This is a genomic window from Streptomyces sp. NPDC003023, from assembly GCF_042888225.1.
Taxonomy (GTDB): Bacteria; Actinomycetota; Actinomycetes; order Streptomycetales; family Streptomycetaceae; genus Streptomyces.
Genome location: NZ_JBIAPL010000001.1, coordinates 145,707 through 165,370, shown reverse-complemented (window position 1 = coordinate 165,370; position 19,664 = coordinate 145,707). Strand labels below are relative to the sequence as shown.

The following is a 19,664-nucleotide window of genomic DNA, read 5'->3' as shown; positions in this document are numbered from 1 at the left end:
GGTGCGCCACCCCGGGCGGTCCTCACTTCTCCGGCTTCAGGGCGCCCGTGGCGAGACCGTCGCGCGCGATCTCGGCGAGCTGGCGACTCAGCTCGTCGATCTTGCGCATTCGCTCCTCGAACTCGGACAGGGCCCGGAACGCGGAGCCGTAGCGACGCTGCTCGTCAATGCCCATACGGGGGATGCGTGAACCCCGGCCGTCGAGGCGAAAGGTTCCACTGGCGCTGGTGGACCGGCGGGCGTTGACGGGGCTGCGCAGAAAACCCTGCAAATAGTCCGTGTCGAGCTGCTCGCTGGCCGATACGGGGTCGGAGCCTTCGTAGGCGACGAGGCCGGCACGGGCGAGGTCAGCGACACTCGTGGTGGCGATGTCCAGTGAGCCCGGTCCGCCGCCTGGTGCGAGCTCGGGCAGGAGCCTGGCGAGTCGGCGGACCTCCGCCGCCAACTCCTCGCGCAGGGCTGCGTACTCACCAGAATAGTCGCGGTGCCGCGCCCGCAGATGACTGCCGGGCGTCAGGTCGACGGTGTCGTCGAGAAGTTCGATCAACGGCACGTCGGCGACCTGGTCGGGGCGTGGTTCCAGACTCCCGTCAGGGGTGTTGCCGGTCAGATCGACCATGCGTACGGTGCGGTTCGTCTCCGCGGTCGCCGTGGTCTCGGGGCGCTGCAGACACCACAGATGGACCGGCAGGGCGTGAGAGGTCGCTGTCCCGGGCGGCAGGGCGATCACTTGACGCACGATGCCTCGGCGTACGAGTTCCGCGCGGATACGACGGCCTGCCTTGCGGTAGGCGACCGAGGCCGGCATGACCATGAGGACCTGACCACCGGGCGCGGTGTGTGCGTAGGCGTGCTGCAGCCACGCGAGCTCCCCTTCGGCCTTGGAGGGGGTACCGAGCTCCCAGCGCGAGTCGAGCAGGAGTTCCTCTCGTCCCCACTCGGTCACGCCTGCCGGCGGATCGCAGACGACCAGATCAGCCCTGAGCTCGGGCCATTCATCCGCTCGCAGGGAGTCACCTGCCACGATGCGCACACCGGAGCGGCCCAGGAGGTCGGCGCGGAGCTGGGCGAAACGGGCGCTGTCTGCATCCACCTCCTGGCCCCGACAACGCATCCCGGTGTCGGAAGCGACGGACAGGAGGAGCACCCCGATCCCGCAAGCCGGATCGAAGACCGTGGCATCGGGCGGCAGTTCGGGAGCGAAGTGGGAGACGGCTCGCACCACTCGCTCAGAGGTCACCTGGTCCGATCCCGCACGCCTGGCGGAGTCCATGAATCGTTCGGTCAGCCCGTTGACGATGTCGATGGGCGTTTCCGTCCGGGCCAGCTTCTGTACACGGGCGGACACACTGTCCGGCAGCTCCGCTCCCTGTGCTCCGGCCAACATCCCCGCCGCCGCGGCCAGGCCGGCGACCAACTGTTCGCCATAGGCGGCCCGCATGTCCTGCCACAGCTCGACCTCGGGTGACACTTCCTGGCCTTTGCGCTGCTTGTCCAGCCATGCCTGGACCTCGGCGAGCGCGTACAGCGGACTGTTCGCGGCACCTGCCGCTTGCGCGGGGAAGTCGTCGTAGCGCCGACGCCAATTGGAGACAGCGGCCCGAGTGACACCGGCCAACCGAGCGATTTCGGAACCGGTGACAAGGGGGCCGACCGTTGAAGCGGCTTTGTCTGTCATAGCACCAGCGTACACGGAACACAATCGGGCAAAAATATAGAAGTGCGTTGACAGGATTAACGGCTTTGCCCCATTCCGCCCCCCGCTCCCACCATAGGCGCGCACCTTGCACAGCCCTGACGCCGCAGAGCAGGGAACTGGCCCATGAGCAATCGGCAAGAGCCGGGGGCGGGACTCTCCTGGAGGGGGAGGGGACGCCGATGTGCCGTGCTCTTGGACACCGAGGGTATGGAAGGCGGGACGCCCCAGTCCGGCGACGGAGGCAAGAGCGATCAGGCCTCTGCCTCACGGCCTCCCAACGGGCCCCCGCTGCAAGGGAGTAGCGCTCCCACCTGCGGAGAAGGAAACGGGAAACAGCACCGATCACCTTGTCCGTCCGAGGTGGGCTGCCGCAGTCTTCATGTGACGCCTCGCCTGGACGGGCGGTTCTGGAGGTTCCCGTGCCACAGCCGTCCACCGGGTTCGGCGAGGAGCTGAGGAAGCGTCGTCTGGACGCCGGCCTCAGCCTCACCGCACTGTCCGCCGCCGTGCACTACAGCAAGGCGCAGCTCAGCAAGGTCGAACGGGGCATCAAGGCGCCGAGCCGCGATCTCGTCCGACTGTGCGACGCCGCCCTCCGGGCCGACGGAGCACTTGTAGCCCTGACCACCGGACCCGATGCCGGCACGCCGCTCGCGGAGCCCCCCGACGGAATGGATGAGGAGGAGTGGACCATGCAGTTGTCACCCGGCGGCCCGAGTTGGTTCCAGCCCGTGGGCCGGCGGCAGGTCATGAGTGCCGGCGCCGCCTCGTTGATGGGACTGCGCACAGGCAGCCCCGGGCCGGTCGTCCCGGCAGCGGGTGCGGGCATGCTCGAGGCGTCCCGGTCCCTGTTCACGCAGTACCGGCGACTCGGACAGAGCGTCGAGCCGGGATTCCTGCTTCCCGGACTGATCGCCCAGACCCACACCCTGCGGGAGCTGTCCGCGCACGCCGACGACGACACCCGCCAGGATCTGCTGGCGCTCGGCTCCCGGTACGCCGAGTACGTGGGCTGGCTGATGCAGGAGACCGGTGACGAGAACGCGGCCCTGTGGTGGACCCAGCGCGCGGTGGATCTGGCGTCAGCCGGTGGCGACCGCGCACTGGGCGGCTACGCCCTGGTCCGCCGGGCGTTGATCACGATGTACCAGGACGACGCGGTGCAGACCGTCGCTCTGGCGCAGCGTGCCCAGAGCGGCACGCTGCCACCGCGGATCCGCGGACTGGCGGCCCAGCGTGAAGCTCAGGGGCATGCGCTGGCGGGAGACCGTGACTCCTGTCTGCGCGCTCTGGACCGCGCCCGAACGCTCCTTGCCCGCCAGGACGGCGGCATCGACACTCCTGTGATCGGCAGCATGCACCTGCCCGACTCGGTGGGCATGGTCACCGGCTGGTGCCTGGTCGACCTCGGCCGCCCGGGGGAGGCCGCCGAGGAACTGGACCGGCAGCTCGCACTCGTCTCCCACGACGCGGTTCGCACCCAGGTGCGGTACGGCGTGCGTCGGGCCCTGGCTCATGCGTCGAACGGCGAGATCGACCACGCCTGTTCCCTGGTGACACCGCTTCTCGACGGTGTGGTGGCGGTCCGGTCCGCGACCGTCACGATCGACCTCCGGCGCCTCGCGCGCCTTCTGGCCCGGCACTCGGATCGCGTTGCCGTGCGCCGGCTCGCTCCGCGACTCGGCACCTTGACGCGTCCTCCCCTTTCCTGAAGAGAGGCTTCGCCATGACCGACGTGTTCATCAACTACCGCACCGGAGACGGTGACAAGACCGCCGCCCTGATCGACCAGGAGCTGTCGCGCCGTTTCGGCAGCGGCCGGATCTTCCGCGCGTCGAAGTCCATCGCCCCGGGACGGGCATACCCGGATGAGCTGCGGACCGGTCTGCGGCGCAGCGCGGTTCTGCTGGCCGTCATCGGCCCGGACTGGACCAACTTCCGGGCACGGCTGCGGGACCCCGACGACTGGGTGCGCACGGAGATCCTTGAGGCATTCGCCCGTGAGCTCCCCGTCGTCCCCGTACTCGACGGCAGGAAGACCGACCGGCTGACGAAGGCCGACCTGCCCGAGGAACTCGCCCGGCTCGCGGACATCCAGTCGGTCCCGTTCAGCACGCAGGACGCCGCAGCGGGTCTCAAGCGACTCGGCGATGTGGTGGCCGACATGGTCCCGGGCCTGCGCGACCTGGACCGGGACGCCGCACCGTCGTCCGAGCCCGGCTCGGTGACGAACTCGATCGGGGACGTGAGCGGAACGGCCGTACAGAGCCGCGACTTCACCGGAGACGTCGGCGGCACGGTCGTCAAGGGTTCCACGGGACCGGTCCACACGGGTCAGGGTGACATTTATCAGAACTCCCGCCATGTGTCGGGCGGCCGGCACTTCTCCGGCGACGGAATGACGTACTTCGAGGGCGACCACCACGGCGACATCCGGCACCGCTTCGGTGACACCGGCGGGCACGAGGACGACGACCGGTGAGCGAACATGTCCGCACCACACAGGTCACCGGTGCGAACGGGCCGATGCACAACGGCACCGGTGACATGTACATCAACTTCGGCGCCGATCAGCAGGGCTCTGGCCGACCCTCCTCCCGGCGGGTCGCCGACGACCAGCTCTCATGGCTGCGGCGCGTGCTGGTGGCCCCGGCCGGCATGGGGAACGCCCGCTCCGAACTGGCCCGCACCGGCACGGTGATCCTGGACGGCCCACCTGGCAGCGGCCGGACGTCCACGGCCCGGGTACTCCTGCACGAGCATCACCGGGACTCGGAGGCCTTCCGGGAACTCCTGCCCGGCGAGGAGGGCGAACTGCCCCTCACACATCCCGAGCTGGTCGGAACCGGCGACCTGCTGCTGCTGGATCTGTCGGCCGCGGACACTGCCCGGTGGGACACGGCCCAGGCCGACATCTCCGCCCTCCGGAAGGCCGTGCACGACCAGCACGCCCACCTCGTGGTCGTCATGCCCCATGGCGGAGCCGTCGACTCCACCCTCCAGCAGAACCGGGTGGAGATCCAGCCGCCGTGTGGTGCGTGGGTTCTGCGGCGGCACCTTCGTATGCACGGTGTGCCGGCCGAGCAGTATCTCCGCCCCGACCCCACGGTCACGGAGTTCCTGAACAAGCCGCGACCGTTGAGGGAGATCGCGGACTTCGCCGACCTGGTCCGACGGGCCCGCGACGGCGCCGCACCGCGTGCGGCGTTCAGCGAGTGGTGCGCGGCAGCCGGAAAGGCGCGGGCCGACCGGAGCAAGGAGGTCGCCGCCCTCGTCGCGACGTCGAAAGAGAGCTCCCAGCGTGCACTGCTGATCACCGTCGCCATGCTCCACGGCGCTCACGCCGACGCCGTCCACCGCATCGCTCGGCTTCTGCTGAGCACCGTCGGTTCGCCGCCCGACGACAGGCCCCTGCTCGAGCGCGAAGATCTCGCCGAGCGTCTGGAGAAAATCACCGCGGGTACCGGACCCGACGGTCACGTGCGTTTCAAGGAGCTGGATCACGACTCCGCACTGCGCGCCCACGTCTGGGACCACATGCCCGAGCTGCGTCACCATCTGGACACGTGGACCGCGCGCAGCGTCGCGCTGAAGGCCCCGCACATCACCCAGGAACTGCGCGACGGCCTGGTGACGAATCTCGCCGGGGAGTACCTGCGGACCGGGAGGCCCGCCGGGCTGGTGTCACTGGCCGAGGACTGGGGTTCGAGAAACGGGAGCAGGGCCGTACTGGACGCCGCCGTCCGCGCTCTCACCTGCGGGCTCGAAGATCCGGCACACGCGAGCAACTTCCGCGGCTGGATCTACGACCGGTGCAGACACCACAAGCCGCTCACACCAGGGTTCGCCCATGTCCTGGTCCGGGTCTGTGCCGAGGTCATCGCAGCCGGGCATCCCGACCAGGCCATGCTGCGGCTCTACTACCTGGCACGCAGACAGGACGGTGCCACCGGCGCACTCGAAGCGCTGTGCGACCTGGTGGCCACGAGTCACCGACTGCGCCGCAGGCTGCTCCACCGTCTGGCAGGCTCCGAGCTCTCGCCGGCCGAGCTCGGCATCTTCCTGCGGGCCGGTGTCCCCGAGCCGCTGACCGGCCCGGGCGACAACAGGCGCGCTCTGGTGGACGAGAAGGGCGTGCAGTCCGCTTTGACCACCTGCTGGAGTGCCGTCCTCAACGGGCTGCCCAGACCGATGTGGCAACCGTACGCGGAACGCTGGATCCACCAGGTCGCCGTTGCCGGACACCAGGGCGGGCTGCTGCTCGACCTGCTCGTCGGCGCCGCCGATCTGTGCGAGGGCAGGCGCGGCGCGGCCTTCGCCGCGCTCTACGCGACCGCCCGTGACGCCGAGCGCACCACGCCCGGCGGATCCTCGAGCGCCACGCTCACCACCGACCTGCTGCTCCAGAAGATCTGCTCGGCCCAGAGCCGCAACCGGCCGACCGCACCGCCGCAGGCGGCATCACCCAGGGGGACCGAACCATGACCACCGGAAGCAAGACGACAACCGTCTTCCTCACCGTCCTGTGCGGCCTGGCACTGACCATTCTCGGTCTGACGCAGCAGTGGCCGTTGTGGGTGTGGCCGATCCTGGCAGTACTCCTCGTCACCGCTCCGGCACTGGCCTTCAAGGTCGCCGCCCTGCGCCGCGGTCCCGTGCCGGTCAGCTTCGAGGAACATCTCACGGCGGCTCCCGTCGAACGCACCGAACACCACGTCAGCCGTGTCGCGCTGCCCAGTCAATGGGCCGACTACGACTTCCTGATCTCCGCGACCGTGCGCTGGTACGCCCTGGACACCGCCGGCCATGGCCCCGTGCTGAACCCTGCGGGCCTCGCCGTCGAAGCCGTACTGAACCGTGCCCGGGCCATCACCGAGCACCGGGAGCCCGGTCGGGTCTCACTCGTCCGGCACGAACTGAGCGGTGCGCTCGGCTCGCTGCTTTCCGACAGCACGGGTCAGCTCCAGGCCATGGCGGAGGACGTGCAGCTCACCCTGCACGAGCACGACCAGGAGCGCCTGGACAGTCTCGCCGGGGTACGCAAAGACCAGGCGGTGTGGGAGCACCAGCGGAAGTACGAGCAGAGCAAGCGCAAGTACCTGGGCGAGGACGTGCTCAAGGACACCGGCAGCGCCGTGGTCTGGTGGCTCGCCAAGAACGACGAACAGGTGGGGAGGACCGTGGAGGACCTCGGCCTGCTCGCCCGTCTCACCTCCGCGGCCAACGACACCGACGTTCCCGAACGGCTTCGGGAACTCCTCCCTGGGCCTCGTGGGGAACAGGACGACCAACTGCCCTCGGACGGGCGGGCGGCAGACTTCCGGCGGACACCGACGGCCGCCGACCACCTCGCAGCCGCGCTGGGCGCCCTGGACCTCGAGGACGGGGGGACTCAACGGAGGTTCCTGGCCAAACAACTCGCCGACGTCATCAGGGACCAGGACCAGCACGAGACGGCTGACGACCTGCTGCGCCGGTTCGACCCGTCGGCGGCATCGAGCCCCGACGACGAAGAACCGCCGGCCGCCCGCGGCACTCGGACGCCCCCCGCGTTCTGACCCCATTCAAGGAGGAAGACGATGGACACCGAGCTTGCCGCTCTCGCCGCGTCGGGAGCGACGACGTTGGTCTCTCTCATGGTCACCGACGCCTGGGCCCAGGCACGTGAGCTCGTCGGACGGCTGTTCTCACGTACCGGTGATGGTGCTGCCGCGATCACCGCCCTTGAGGACGCACGCGCCGGACTGCTTGCCGCCGACACCGACCACCGCGGGCGAACTGCCCAGGAGATCACCGCCCTGTGGAACGCCCACATGCGGCAGCTGCTGCGGACAGGCTTCGCCACCGGCGAGGAACTGCACGAAGTGGTGACCTCACTGCAGCGGCTCGCGGCGGAGATCCCGACCGTTGCCGCCCCCGTGCACAACCACGTCACCGGTGGCGTACAGCACGGTCCCGTGATCCAGTCGGGGCGGATCACCGGCCTGACCTTCCATGTCAGTGGTCCGGGCTCCGCCGTGCAGAGCTGAGATGCTCGGGGCACCCGCCCGTACGGGGCCCGGGCACTGCTTGACGCACCGCTGACGAGCGGGCGCAGGTCCCCGGGCCGGGCCTCCGATCATCACATGACACGTGCCGCCTCCCCGTACCCGTACCCGTGCCGGCACGGGTACGGGGAGGCGGCACACACGCCACGGTGCGGGCGCCGCGCTACGTGTCCGCCGCGGTGCCCCGTCCCGATGACACGCGGTTCAGGCCACGAGGAGGCGCAGGCCGAGATCTGCCGCGTCCAGTTCGGCGAGGTCGCCGTTGCGTTCGGCCCACCGGCCGGAGTCGAGGTCGTGCCGGAGGCTTCGTACCGCACGCTGCTCGGCCTCCGGCCCGACCCTCGTCCACACCGACATCGCGCGGCGCACACGGCCCTCCAGATACGCCCCCGGACGGCGCCAGTACGCCTCGAACAATCCGTCGGCGCAGTCCCACGGGATGGGCACCGGCTCGGCGCGGGCGCCGATCGCGTCGGCCATCCCGCCGAGTGAGGGAAATTCTGCGAGGACTGCGGCGAACTCGGGGAGATAGTCGCGGGTGAGCCAGAACCGGTCCTGCCATCCGGGCTCGTCGGTGTCGAACGTCAGCACCACCACGCGGCGGGCCACTCGCCGCATCTCGCGCAACCCCGCTATCGGGTCCCCCCAGTGGTGGACGGTGGAGACGGCCATCGCGACGTCGAAGGAGCGGTCCGCGAACGGCAGCTTCTCCGCCGCGGCGGCCACGCACGGTGCCGAACCGGCAGGCCGCTGCCCCCGCATGACTGCCGACGGCTCCACCGCGATCACGTCTCGGTCGACAGGCTCGTAGGAGCCGGTTCCTGCCCCGACGTTCAGGACCGTACGCGCGTCTCCGAGCGCGCCCCAGATCTGCGCGGCGATCCGCGGATCGGTACGCCGTGTCGCGGTGTAGGCGCCGCCGATCGCGTCGTACAGCCGTGCGCCGAGCATTTCCAGCTGTTCCTCCGGTGTCACGTTCAATCCCCTCGCCCGAGCCTCGAGTTCCCTGTCGATGGCCGTCACCATGGCGTCGGCGCGATCACGCCGCTCCAGCAGAAGGCCGCGCAACTTACGCAGGTGCGCGACCGCGTCGGTGGACGGGTCGCCGACCAGTTCGGCGACGTCGCGCAGTCCGAAGCCGAGCCGCCGGTAGGCCAGCACCTCCCGCAGCCGCTCCACGTCGCCCGCCGAATAGGCCCGGTACCCGGCCGGAGTCCGCGCCGACGGCCGAACGAGCCCGATGTCGTCATAGTGATGCAGCGTGCGGACGCTCACCCCGGCCAGCTCGGCCACACGTCCCACGGTCCAGTGATCTTCCACGCCGCCGACTATGCAGCCTGACGCCGCGTGAGGGTCAACGCCGTAGTCGGCCCCGGAGGCGGGACACTCGCGCGCCACCGTCCTGCGGCCCGGGTCCTCGCCCGCCGTGGACGCCTCCCGGCCACCGGGCGGTGGCCGGGAGCGATCGCCGCCCCGGTAGGCGCAGGCCCCGTACTCCGTGGCACCGCAAGCCCCGTGGGGCGCCGCGAATCTCGCGGCGCCCCACCGTCGTCACCGTCCCGCTGTCTCTTACGCGGCCGCCTCCGACGCCGGCAGCGGCGCGTGCGTCACCCTGCGGCGGGCTCGTGCCAGGAGGCCGTGCTTGGGGGCGAGGCACCACGTGAGTGCGAAGATCCCGGTGAGGACCACCACGATGGATCCGCCGGCGGCCAGGTCGTACCCGTACGACACGTACAGGCCGCCCAGGGTTCCGGCACAGCCGATGCCGGACGCCAGCAGGGTCATCACGCCGAGCCGGTCGGTGAGCATCCGCGCCGTCGCGGCCGGGGTGATGAGCAGGGCGAGGACGAGGATGTTGCCGACCGCCTCCAGCGACATGACGATCGTCGTCGTCACCACGATGTAGAGGACCAGGTCGAGGCCGAAGACGGGCAGGCCCGCGGCGCGGGCCGTCTCGCGGTCCAGGGTCACGGCGATGAGTTCCTTGCGCAGCAGGAGCACCGCCGTGACGAGGACGGCGCCGAGTCCCGCGACGGTCCACACGTCCTCGGGTCCGACCGCGAGGACCTGGCCGAAGAGGAAGGAGGACAGGTCGGTCGTCCAGCTGTCGCGGGTCGACACGAGGACGATGCCGAGACCGAAGGCGAACGCGAAGAACACCCCGATGACGGTGTCCTCCTTCAGCCGCCGGTTCTGGGACACGAAGGCGATGAGGACCGCGGTGGTGATGCCCGCCGCGGCGCCTCCCAGCAGCAGGTTGCCCTCAAGGGCGTACGCGAGCGCCACTCCGGGGAACGCGGAGTGGGCCACGGCGTCGCCGATGAAGGCCATGCCGCGCAGGACGACGTAGACGCCGACGACCCCGCAGACGAGACCGACGACTGCGGCGACCGCGAAAGCCCGCTGCATGAAAGGCAGTTCCCAGGGGTCGAGCAGGAACTCGATCACGCCGCCGCCTCCTCGTCCGCCGTCCGCCGGGCCGCCGGCACGGCCGCACGGTCCAGGCCGAAGGCCCGGAGCATCCGGTCCGGATCCGACAGCAGTTCCGGTCCTCCCTCGGCGACCACCGTGCGATTGAGCAGGACGACGTGCGTGCAGGTACGGGCGGCGGCCGCCAGGTCGTGCGTGGTCATCAGCAGGGCCGTTCCGTCCTCGGCCAGCCGGCCGAACAGGTCGTTGAGAAGTTCCTGCGTGGGGACGTCGACGCCGGTGAAAGGCTCGTCGAGAAGCAGGATCCGGGGTTCCGCCGCCAGCGCACGGGCCACGAGGACGCGTTGGCGCTGACCGCCCGACAACTCGCCGATGGGCCGGTGCCGCAGTCCGGCGAGGCCGGTGAGCTCCAGGGCACGGTCCACGGCTGCGTGGTCGTCCGCTCCGGGCCCGCGCAGCCATCCGATGCGCCGGGTACGCCCGGACAGGACGGCTCCCGCGATGTCGACGGGAAAGTCCCAGGCGAACTCGTGCCGCTGAGGGACGTAGCCGATCAGCCGCCGGGTCTCGGAGACGGGCTGTCCGGTCACCAGGACGCGGCCGGCCGACAGCGGGGTCAGGCCGAGGACGGCACGCAGCAGGGTGGTCTTCCCGGCGCCGTTGGGGCCGATGAGCCCGACCAGTTGCCCGGAGTCGACGCGCAGGTGGGCGTCCTCGAGTGCGATGCGGCCGCCGAGGACGACGGTGACGCCCTCGGCCCGCAGGACGGGATCCACGTCGCTCACGACCGCGCTCCGTTCCGCTGTTCCCGGCGCCTGTTGAGCGCCACGAGGGAGGCACCGGCCGCGGCGAGCACCACCGCGCCTCCACCCATGAGCGCCACGTCTCCCGCGCCGGTGCTCGCCATGGAGCCCGAGGCGCCCTTGTTCTGGCCCGCACCGCTCCCCGTGCCCGGGGACTCACCGCCGTCGGCTCCGGCCCTGCCGTCCGTTCCCGACGACCCGCCCGAGCCGGACCCGCCGCCGACGGGGTCGACAGAGCCCGGATCCGTCTTGTCGCCGACCACGAACGTCAGGGTCTCCGTGTCGGTCGAGGCGGAGCCGCTCGCGAGGGTGCCGGTCATGGAGAGGGTCAGCCGGTGAACCCCTTCACCGCGGAACGCCCAACCGCCGTGCGCGTGTGTGTTGGCCGGTACGTCGATGAAGTCCGGCACGCCGTCCTTGCTGTTGAACAGGACGGTCGCACCCGAGAGCCCGTCGTAGGTGTACAGGGCGAAGCCGCCCGGTCCCTCCGCCTTGGTCAGGCCGAACTTCACTCCGCCCTTGAGCGCGCCCGACGCGGCATTGTCGGTGGACCAGCCGGGCCACAGCAGTCCCTCCTGCTGGACCTGGTCGAGCAGCCAGACCGGGGCTCCCGCCTTGCCGAGGAAGGCGAAGGCGTCCCCTGCCGGGATCTGCTTCTTCGCGGCGGGCTTGATGTGGAGCACCACCGAGGACGGCTCTCGCCAGGTGGTCTTCCCGGCGACCGTGCCGTCCTTGACCTGGATCTGCAGCTTCCCGTCGACGACCCGGGCCGCGATGTCGAGGTGGCCCTCGTCCAGCACCACCTTCTCCGTGGCGGCCTTCCCCGTAGCGGCCTCTTCTGTGGCGGCCTTCGCCGCGGCGGGTGTCCCGGCCGCCGCGAGTGTTCCGGTGCGTGCCTCGACGGCCTGCGCTCCCAGGGCCGGGACGCGACGGCCCAGCGGCCGTGGGTCCTCGGTCTCGACGGCGACGGGCGGCGCGGGCTCCTCCGACGACGGGGCCGGAGCCGGGGCCGGGGCCGGGGCCGGGGCCGGTGACGAGTCAACGGGCACGGCGACCGCGGCGCTCCCCACTCGTACCGTCAGCGTGGTCGTCCGTCGAACGACGTCCGTGTCCGGGGCCGCGTCCGTGTCGGTGTCCGTGTCCGGGTGGGACGACGGCGACGGCGACGGCGACGGCTCGGCGAGCGTGAGCCGGTACGTGCCGGGTTCGGTGAACGCCCAACGTGCGATCGGCGCAGCGGTTTCGGCGGTACGGCGCGGGATCGCGTAGCTGTCCTCCGAGAGCCCCTGGTCGAGCCCGCTGTGCGCCAGGAGTTCGGGAGTCTCCCCCGCCCGGTGGACGACGAGGTCACCGGGGCCTTCGACGCCCGTGAGGGTGAAGCCGCCGGTCCCGGCCGGCTCTTCGATCTGCCACACCCGCGCACCCGGGTCGCCGAGGAACGCGTACGAGGCGTCGGCCGGCACCGTCACCGAACGGGTGTCGTCGATGTCCAGCGTCGAACCGCTGGCTGATGCCCCGAGTGCCGCCGTCGCGGCTAGGGCGGGCCGGCCGGCGGCCGCGGCTCCCACCGCGGCCGGGGTCAGCGCCAATGCGGTGCCGAGGGCGCAGCCGAGCGCGATGCGGCCCGCCGTGATCTTCTTCCCTGCGCTGGTCATGAGGTCCTGCCTCCCTTTCCGCCCAGGCAGCGGGCGAGTTCGTCGGCGTTGTGACGCAGCATCCCGACGTAGTCGTGGACCTTGTCGTCGAAGGAGTCGCCGTAGATGGTGCAGATGCCGACGCCTTCGTCCTGTGCCACCCGGCGCAGGATGTCGGCGCGTGCGGCGAGGTTGGGTTCGAGGAAGACGGCCGGGACCTTCTTCTCGCGAATGGTGCGGCGCAGCTTCTCGACCTCGGCCGCGCTCGGCTCCTGGTTCGGTACGGGGACGACGAAGCCGGCGACCTCCATGCCGTAGGCCTTGGCGAGGTAGCCGAAGGCGTCGTGCGTGGTGATGAGTTTGCGGTTGGCGGCGGGGACGGTGGCGAGGGTGGCGGCGACGTCCTTGTGCAGGGCGGCAAGGGTGCTCAGGTACGCCTCGGTGTTCCGTTCGTAGACGGCTTTTCCTTCTGGGTCGGCCTTGGTGAGTTCGGCCTGGATGCGGCGGACGTACGCCTGGGCGTTGGAGACGTCGCCCCAGGCGTGCGGGTCCATGTCGCCGTGCACGTGCTTGCCGATGACGGCCTGCGGCAGGACCCAGATGTCCTCGCCTGCGGCTCCGAGGAAGCGGTACTGCGGTTCCCCGGGCACTTTCTGCCTGGCCCGGTCGGGCACGTTCAGGGCCACCTCGGCGCCGGGGGTGCGGACCCGTTCGCCGGTGGCCTTGTCGTCGGTCCGTACGTACACGGACTTCTGCTGGGCGTTGAGGGTGACGTCGGCGTGCCCGCCGTCCAGGGTCCTGCGGCCCTCGGCCGCCTTGTTGTGGGCGGCGCCGCCGACGGTGAACGTGACGCTGCCCTGCCCCGCGTCGGTGGTCGTGCCGTCCAGCGCCTCGATCCGGCCGCGCACGGTCAGCTCGTACGTACCCGGTTCGGTGAAGACCCAGTTGACGTGGGTGTGCGCCTCGGGCGGCAGGGTGAAGGAGTCCTTGGCGTCGAGCCCGTCGGCGGAGTTGATGTAACTGGTGGGGTTGCCGAGGGTGTCGGTGAGGTAGACGTGCAGGTCGCCCGGGCCGGTGAGCTTCACGGCGGAGGTGCGTACGTGCGCGCCCTCACCGGCGACTTCGCCCTCCACGGCCCAGCCCAGCCACAGCACGTCGAGCCCGAGGTCCTCCTCGAGTTTCATCACCGTGCCGCCGAACTGCTCGAGCTTGGCGGCGATCTCGATCTTGGGCGCGCCCTTGCGTGCGTTGTTGTGGATCATCTTGATGATCCCGGGCTCTTCCAGGAGCAGCCCGTTGGAGAAGACGAGGTCGGCCCGCGCGACCTTGGCGGTGTCGCCGGGGCTGGGCTCGTAGGAATGCGGGTCGCCGTGGTGCGGCACGATCGAGGTGGCGTCGACGCGCTCGCCGCCGACCTGGCGCACCAGGTCGGCGATGACGGCGGTGGTCGTCGAGACCGTCAGGGCGGCGTCGGACCCGCCGGGGCCGGTGCCCGAGCACCCGGCCAGCAGCAGGGCACCCGCCAGGGCGAGGGCCGTTCTTCGTGGTGCGGTGCGCACGACGGAAACTCCTTGGTCGGTACAGAGGACCGGCTCCGGGGGCGGGAAGGACGGTTGAGACGCCCCCGGAGCCGGTGGTCAGTGGGCGGCGGCGGCCGGGTCCTCGCGGCGGCGGCGTGCGGCGAGGCAGGCCACCACTCCGAGACAGGCCGCGGCTGACGCCAGGCCGATCGGCAGCAGGGCGGTGCTCCCGGTGGAAGCCAGCCTTCCTCCCGTCGACGCGGCGGCCGGACCGCCGTTCGAGGCACCGCCGTTCGAGGCACCGCCGCTTCCGGTGTCACCGGCGGATCCGGAGGTGTCCCCCTGGTCGCCGGTGGCGCCGGTGGCAGGCGTGGTGGACGAAGGCGAGGGAACGGGCGGGGAGACGGACGCGGTGGTGGTCGGTGACCCGCCGGGCGGGGTGGTCGAAGGGGCGGTGGGCTCGGTTCCCCGCCCCGGTTCCACCTTCGTCGGGTCGGTGCTTCCGACGGCCCAGGCGATGGTCGCGGTGTCGCTCACCTTGCTGCCGTCGGCGAGAGTGGCGGCCACCGTGAAGGTCGTGCGGTAGACGCCTTCCTCGGTGAACGCCCACGCGGAGTGGGAGTGGCTGCCGGCGGTGTGCTCGAACGCGTCGGGCAGCCCGTCCCCGCTGTTCACGAGAACGCTGCTGTCCAGCGAGTTGTCGTTGACGATCGCGAGCGTGCCGGGGCCCTGGAGCGAGTCGACCCGGAAGGTGACCCTGCCCTTCACCTGGGAGGCGGGGAAGGCCTCGGTGTTCCAGCCGGGCCACACCAGTCCACCGAGTTGGCTGGACGGGAGCCACCACACGGGGTCTCCGGGCCTGCCGAGGAAGTCGTACGCCTCGGTGATCCGGCGTTTGGCCGCGGGCTTGACATGGATGACGGCGTCATCGGGCTCGTGCCACCGCGGGTCCTGAGGGGTGCCTTCCTTGATCTGGAAGGCGAGCTTCCCGGGCTCCACCGGACGTGCGGCCAGGTCGATGTGTCCCTCGTCGATGACCCGTGCGGCCGGTGCCGGGACGGTCGGTGTCGCAGAGGTGGGGGTGGGAGCCGGGGCGGACGTGGACGGGGCACCGGTCGTGGGCGCCGGGGTGGAGCCGTCCCCGGGCCGTACCTGTGCCGGGTCGGTGGCGCCCACGGCGACGGCCAGAGTCTCGGTGTCGCTGACCGTCGTGCCGTCGGCGAGCGTCGCGCTCACCGTGAGAGTGAGCCGGTGGACGCCTTCGGCGGCGAAGCCCCACGTGGGCACGAGCCGGTCGGGCCCCTGCGGCAGCGCGAAGGAACGGAGGGCAGGGTCGTCGCTGTTGAGGTGCTGAACCGGCTCCTGGTCCGACCACTCCATCTCCTGGGTGAAGGTGTAGAGCGCGAACCGCCCCTCCCCCTGGGCACGGTCGAGCGTGACCTTCGCCGACCGCGCCCCGGTCAGGCCCGTCCAGCCGGGCGTCAGGGCGAAGACGTCCTGCGCGTGACGGCCGTTGAGGAACCACCCGTACAGTCCGTCGCCGAGGACGGGGTTGACCGGCGAGATGATCGATTCCTTCGCCTCCGGCACCACGTGCAGCACCACGTCCGAAGGTTCGCGCACCACGGCCTCGTCACCCGTGCGGTCGGAGATCCGCAGGTCGAGCCTGCCGTCGGCGAGTTGGGGCATGAAGTCGATGTCGCCCTGGGCGAGCACGACGGCACCGCTTCCGGCGTGGGCCGTTCCGCTGCTCGCGGCGACCAGACCGGCCGCAGCGGCCAGCAGCGAGGCGGCCAGGGCCGCGGCGGTCGCCGCGACCGCGCGCCGGCCGTGTGTCAGGACGCTCATGGCCCTGCCTTCCTTGCCAAGGCGGTGACCCGCCCGCGCCGCGGACACGGGCGGGTCACCGCGGTCGGTACACAGGTCAGTTGGCGACGGTGAAGGTGTACGTGGCGGTGGCCGACTTCGCGACGCCGTTCACGGTGCCGGTGACGGTGAAGTTCACCTTGTAGGTGCCGGCCTCCTCGAAGGCCCAGTTGGCGTGGTCGTGCCCGCCGATCGCGAAGGTCTTGTTCTTGTACGAGGTGGTGGTGCCGCTGTCGTAGTAGCGGTCCACGGTCGAGCCGTTGACCTTGTAGACGCTGAAGTCGTCGGTGGCGGCGCCGTTGCGGGTCACCGTGCCGAGCTTGTACTGCACGGCGTTGTTGGCGAACACGCCCGAGGCAAGGTGCTCGGTGGAGATGCCGGTGAACAGGATGTTCTTGGCGTTGGCGGTTGCCTCGTCCTGCGGCAGGACCCAGACCTGGGCGCCGGTGCCGAGGAAGCCGTACTGCGTACCGGTCGGACGCGCGGTCTTGGCAGCGGCCGGCACGGAGAACGCGACGTCGGCCGGGCTGTACTCGACGCCGTTGGCCTCGTCGTGCACGTGCAGCGCGAAGGCGGCGCCGTCCCACTCCGCGTCGAGGACGTCGACGTGACCGCTGGAGAGCGTGGTCGCGGCGAAGGCGGAGCTGTTGAGCCCTGCCACGGCGAACGCGGCGGCGGCGACGCCGGTGACGGTCATCAGACGCTTACGGGTATGCAAAGTAACCCCCTGGATCATGTCCATGCCTGTCATGGACATGATGACGATAATCATTTTCATTTAGCTGGCGCAAGTCCCACCTCGCGGCCCACGACCCATTCGAAGACCCGCACCGGGACAGATGTTGCAGATGGATTTCATTTCCATCTACTCTGTCGAGGCCCCGTCCTCGTCACGAGGAGACCGAAGGAGATGCCGTGAGTCGGGCCGGATCCGGGCCGCGGACACGACCCGGCGAGTGGAGACGTACGACCCGCCAACGCGAGGCCGTGCACGCCGCATTGACCCGCGCGCCGGACTTCGTCTCGGCCAAGACGCTGCACGCGTCGCTGGCGGCAACGGGGGTGACCACGGGACTGACCACCGTGTACCGCGCGCTCCAGGCACTCGAACGCGCCGACCAGGTCGACGTGGTCCGCGACGAGGCGGGTGAGCGCCTCTACCGCATGCGCTCCGCGGGCACGCACCGCCACTACCTGATGTGCCGCAGCTGCGGCCGCAGCCATCCCGTCGACACCGATGTCGTCGAACGCTGGCTCGCCGACGTGCCGGCGGCGACTGGCTTCAGCGACATCGACCACACGCTGGAGCTCACGGGCGTCTGCGCGGACTGCCGCCCGCCGACTGCGACCACGTACTGAAGAGGGGCGCCAGGCGTGGCCGCCCACACACTCGCCGCCCGTCCGACGCCGCGGACCGAACGACTTTGTCGTACACGCCGGGCAGGCGCGACGAGCGACCGACCGGGCGGGCGGGGTCAACAAGGGCCCGCAGCACGTAAGTCGGGCGAACAGGACCCCACCGGCCGGACCGGCCCCGGAGCCCCCGCGTGATGCGGCGAGCCCCGCGCAGACCAGCGCCACAGCCACGCCGGCGCGAGGCACACCCTTCCGACACCTCCCGCCGCCCGCCGGCCTCCTGCCGACAGCGATGCGCAGGGCCGGCGCGGACCCAACCGGGAAGCAGCCCCCACGGGGCCCCGGCTACCTGACACGGGATCACATGGGTCGAGCACCTGCGCCTCGCATCCGCGACACCGGCTGAGCCGGACGCGGGACCGCTTTCGCGGATCCGGGACCAGTTTCGCGGATCCGGAGCAGCGGCGCGGCGTCCACAGGAACGGGCCGCGTTCACTCCCCGCACTCGCGAAGGCGTGTCGGCACGACGCGCCCGGAACCGACGGGGTCCGGTGTCCCGGTCGGCCGGGTGGCTCCCTGCGCTCAGCGCGCACAGCCTGAGGGACGTCACGCGAAGACGGCCACGGGATCCCGACTTCGGATTGATCGACGGGCCGGTCGTCGGCGACGACGACGGCCCCGGACCTGATTGTCCGTCAATTCACGGCGCCCGCGCTGCACTCCGGACACGGGCGGGTGAAGCCGTCGTCGGGAGCCCAGCGGGCCGCCCTCATGCCGTGCATCCGACCCGTCGGCGGACCTCGGAAGGCATGGGCTTCCGCCGAAATCCCCCGGGCTCCGGACGAAACCGTACGGCTCGTGCGTGACGGCGGGCGGTGCGGCGGCGGTCAGGGCGCGGCGGCGGGCTGCTGTTCGGGCATCGCCACGATCTCGTCGCAGAGCCGGCGCAGCAGCGGGTCGTCGTGGCTGATCACCAGCAGCCCGAGGGAGCGCTCGGCCACGATCTCCATCACGGCGGCGAACAACTCCGCCTGCGTCAGCGTGTCGAACATCGCCGTCATCTCGTCGGCGATCAGGTACCGGGTCCGCGGGCCCAGCGCGCGCAGGAGGCAGAACCGCTGGAGCTCGCCGCCGGACAGCTCCCCCGGGCGCCTGCGGTACCACTCGGGGCGGATCCCCAGACGGTCGGCGAGCGCCGGATCGGGCTCGTAGGCCTCGGCGACCACGGACCGCATGATCCACCGCGGGTTGACCGCCTTCTCGGGGTGCTGCTGCACCAGTTGCACCGGGCGGGGCCCGGGCGCGCCGATCGGGTGTCCGTCGCAGAGGACGGTGCCCGCGGCGGGGACGGTGTGTCCGGCGAGGATCCTGGCCAGTGTGGACTTCCCTCGGCCGCTGTGGCCGGTCAGCCCGACCACCTGGCCGGGCTCGATGCGCAGATCGAGTCCGCTGAACAGCGGCCGGCGCCCGCCGGGAACGCGGTACTCCAGGCCGGTTCCGTCGAGGCTCATCGTGAGGTGCCTTTCCAGAAGTCGTGTTGGGGCAGGGCTCGCCAGAGACGGCGGGCGTACTCGTGCCGAATCGCTTCTCCGCTTCCGGTGAACGAGGCGGCCGATTCCACGGTGACCACACGGCCCGAGCGCATCACGGCGACCCGGTCGGCGATCGCGGCCGCGGACACCAAATCGTGGGTGATCAGCAGGACGCCGGCGCCCTTGTCGGCGAGGGACCGCAGATGCGAGAGGACTTCTTGGAGGGCTGCCGGATGCAGGCCGGGCGTGGGTTCGTCGGCGATCAGCAGCCGCATCGTCTCGGTGACGCTGGTGGTGAACAGGACGCGTCTGAGCATGCCGCCCGACAGCTCGTGGGGGTACTGCCGGGACACCGCCTCGTCGAGCTGGTACCGCGTGAACAGGTCCCGCTGGATCCGCGCGGCCCGTTCGCGCGGCAAAGTGAGGCGCACCTGCCGGCCGACGGGCATGAGCGGGTCGAGGTAGTTCACCGACTGCGGGATGAAGGAGATCTCACGGCCGCGCAGCCGCTGGAGGCGGCCCGGGGTGAGGGGTTCGCCCGCGTACTCGATGCGACCGCTCACGGTGGCCGCCGCCGGAAGGATTCCGACGACGGCGTGGGCCAGCAGACTCTTGCCGGAGCCGCTGGCGCCGATCACCGCGAGGATCTCCCCGGAGGCGACGCTCAGCGCGACGTCCTCGACGGCCGGGGTCGTGCGCGCGCGCAGTCCGAGCGGTCCGGTGTACTGGGTGAAGCCCACGGTGAGGTCGGTGAGGGAAAGCAGAGGTTCGGTCATG

General features: G+C 70.9%; 16 protein-coding genes. 6 read left to right on the top strand and 10 right to left on the bottom strand.

Annotated features, from left to right (window positions below):
* Window positions 1-22: 22 nt before the first annotated feature.
* Window positions 23-1,678, bottom strand: coding sequence for an N-6 DNA methylase (locus ACFYV1_RS00655; RefSeq protein ID WP_389393142.1), 1,656 nt, complete (start codon window positions 1,676-1,678; stop codon window positions 23-25).
* 440 nt (window positions 1,679-2,118) lie between these two features.
* Here ACFYV1_RS00655 and ACFYV1_RS00650 point away from each other — a divergent pair, with 440 nt between their 5' ends.
* From ACFYV1_RS00650 to ACFYV1_RS00630, 5 genes are read left to right on the top strand one after another with little or no spacing between them, the layout of a single operon-like run.
* Window positions 2,119-3,411, top strand: coding sequence for a helix-turn-helix domain-containing protein (locus ACFYV1_RS00650; RefSeq protein WP_389393141.1), 1,293 nt, complete (start codon window positions 2,119-2,121; stop codon window positions 3,409-3,411).
* Between the two features lie 14 nt (window positions 3,412-3,425).
* The gene (locus ACFYV1_RS00645) at window positions 3,426-4,181 is read left to right on the top strand and encodes a toll/interleukin-1 receptor domain-containing protein (RefSeq protein ID WP_389393140.1); all 756 of its coding nucleotides are present in this window, start codon (window positions 3,426-3,428) and stop codon (window positions 4,179-4,181) included.
* Window positions 4,178-6,184: a hypothetical protein gene (locus tag ACFYV1_RS00640; protein WP_389393139.1), complete on the top strand. Its 2,007-nt coding sequence runs from the start codon at window positions 4,178-4,180 to the stop codon at window positions 6,182-6,184. Before ACFYV1_RS00645 ends, ACFYV1_RS00640 begins: the two co-directional genes overlap by 4 nt.
* Window positions 6,181-7,257, top strand: a complete 1,077-nt coding sequence (locus ACFYV1_RS00635; protein WP_389393138.1) for a hypothetical protein — start codon at window positions 6,181-6,183, stop codon at window positions 7,255-7,257. Before ACFYV1_RS00640 ends, ACFYV1_RS00635 begins: the two co-directional genes overlap by 4 nt.
* Window positions 7,258-7,278: 21 nt before the next feature.
* Window positions 7,279-7,728 (top strand): hypothetical protein, encoded by a 450-nt coding sequence (locus ACFYV1_RS00630; RefSeq protein ID WP_389393137.1) that lies wholly within the window; start codon window positions 7,279-7,281, stop codon window positions 7,726-7,728.
* A gap of 222 nt (window positions 7,729-7,950) precedes the next feature.
* Here the strand turns inward: ACFYV1_RS00630 and ACFYV1_RS00625 are convergent, their stop codons facing one another.
* The 7 genes from ACFYV1_RS00625 to ACFYV1_RS00595 form a co-directional block, all read right to left on the bottom strand.
* Complete coding sequence (locus ACFYV1_RS00625) at window positions 7,951-9,048, bottom strand: MerR family DNA-binding transcriptional regulator (RefSeq protein WP_389394533.1); 1,098 nt, start codon at window positions 9,046-9,048, stop codon at window positions 7,951-7,953.
* 267 nt (window positions 9,049-9,315) lie between these two features.
* Complete coding sequence (locus ACFYV1_RS00620; protein ID WP_389393136.1) at window positions 9,316-10,194, bottom strand: anchored repeat-type ABC transporter permease subunit; 879 nt, start codon at window positions 10,192-10,194, stop codon at window positions 9,316-9,318.
* On the bottom strand, window positions 10,191-10,961 hold the full coding sequence (locus tag ACFYV1_RS00615; RefSeq protein WP_389393135.1) for an anchored repeat-type ABC transporter ATP-binding subunit: 771 nt from the start codon (window positions 10,959-10,961) through the stop codon (window positions 10,191-10,193). The genes ACFYV1_RS00620 and ACFYV1_RS00615 overlap by 4 nt, the downstream gene beginning before the upstream one ends.
* Window positions 10,958-12,634, bottom strand: a complete 1,677-nt coding sequence (locus ACFYV1_RS00610; protein WP_389393134.1) for a TIGR03773 family transporter-associated surface protein — start codon at window positions 12,632-12,634, stop codon at window positions 10,958-10,960. The genes ACFYV1_RS00615 and ACFYV1_RS00610 overlap by 4 nt, the downstream gene beginning before the upstream one ends.
* The gene (locus tag ACFYV1_RS00605; RefSeq protein WP_389393133.1) at window positions 12,631-14,172 is read right to left on the bottom strand and encodes an anchored repeat ABC transporter, substrate-binding protein; all 1,542 of its coding nucleotides are present in this window, start codon (window positions 14,170-14,172) and stop codon (window positions 12,631-12,633) included. Before ACFYV1_RS00605 ends, ACFYV1_RS00610 begins: the two co-directional genes overlap by 4 nt.
* A 78-nt stretch (window positions 14,173-14,250) precedes the next feature.
* On the bottom strand, window positions 14,251-15,981 hold the full coding sequence (locus ACFYV1_RS00600) for a choice-of-anchor M domain-containing protein (protein ID WP_389393132.1): 1,731 nt from the start codon (window positions 15,979-15,981) through the stop codon (window positions 14,251-14,253).
* 76 nt (window positions 15,982-16,057) lie between these two features.
* Entirely contained in the window at window positions 16,058-16,756 is a 699-nt protein-coding gene (locus tag ACFYV1_RS00595; RefSeq protein ID WP_389393131.1) for a choice-of-anchor M domain-containing protein, read from the bottom strand.
* Between the two features lie 158 nt (window positions 16,757-16,914).
* Here ACFYV1_RS00595 and ACFYV1_RS00590 point away from each other — a divergent pair, with 158 nt between their 5' ends.
* Window positions 16,915-17,358 (top strand): Fur family transcriptional regulator, encoded by a 444-nt coding sequence (locus tag ACFYV1_RS00590; RefSeq protein WP_389393130.1) that lies wholly within the window; start codon window positions 16,915-16,917, stop codon window positions 17,356-17,358.
* Window positions 17,359-18,242: 884 nt separating this feature from the next.
* Here ACFYV1_RS00590 and ACFYV1_RS00585 read toward each other — a convergent pair.
* Together ACFYV1_RS00585 and ACFYV1_RS00580 are read right to left on the bottom strand one after the other, a co-directional pair.
* Window positions 18,243-18,866, bottom strand: coding sequence for an ABC transporter ATP-binding protein (locus tag ACFYV1_RS00585; RefSeq protein ID WP_389393129.1), 624 nt, complete (start codon window positions 18,864-18,866; stop codon window positions 18,243-18,245).
* Window positions 18,863-19,663, bottom strand: a complete 801-nt coding sequence (locus ACFYV1_RS00580; RefSeq protein ID WP_389393128.1) for an ATP-binding cassette domain-containing protein — start codon at window positions 19,661-19,663, stop codon at window positions 18,863-18,865. The genes ACFYV1_RS00585 and ACFYV1_RS00580 overlap by 4 nt, the downstream gene beginning before the upstream one ends.
* Between the last annotated feature and the right edge of the window lies 1 nt (window position 19,664).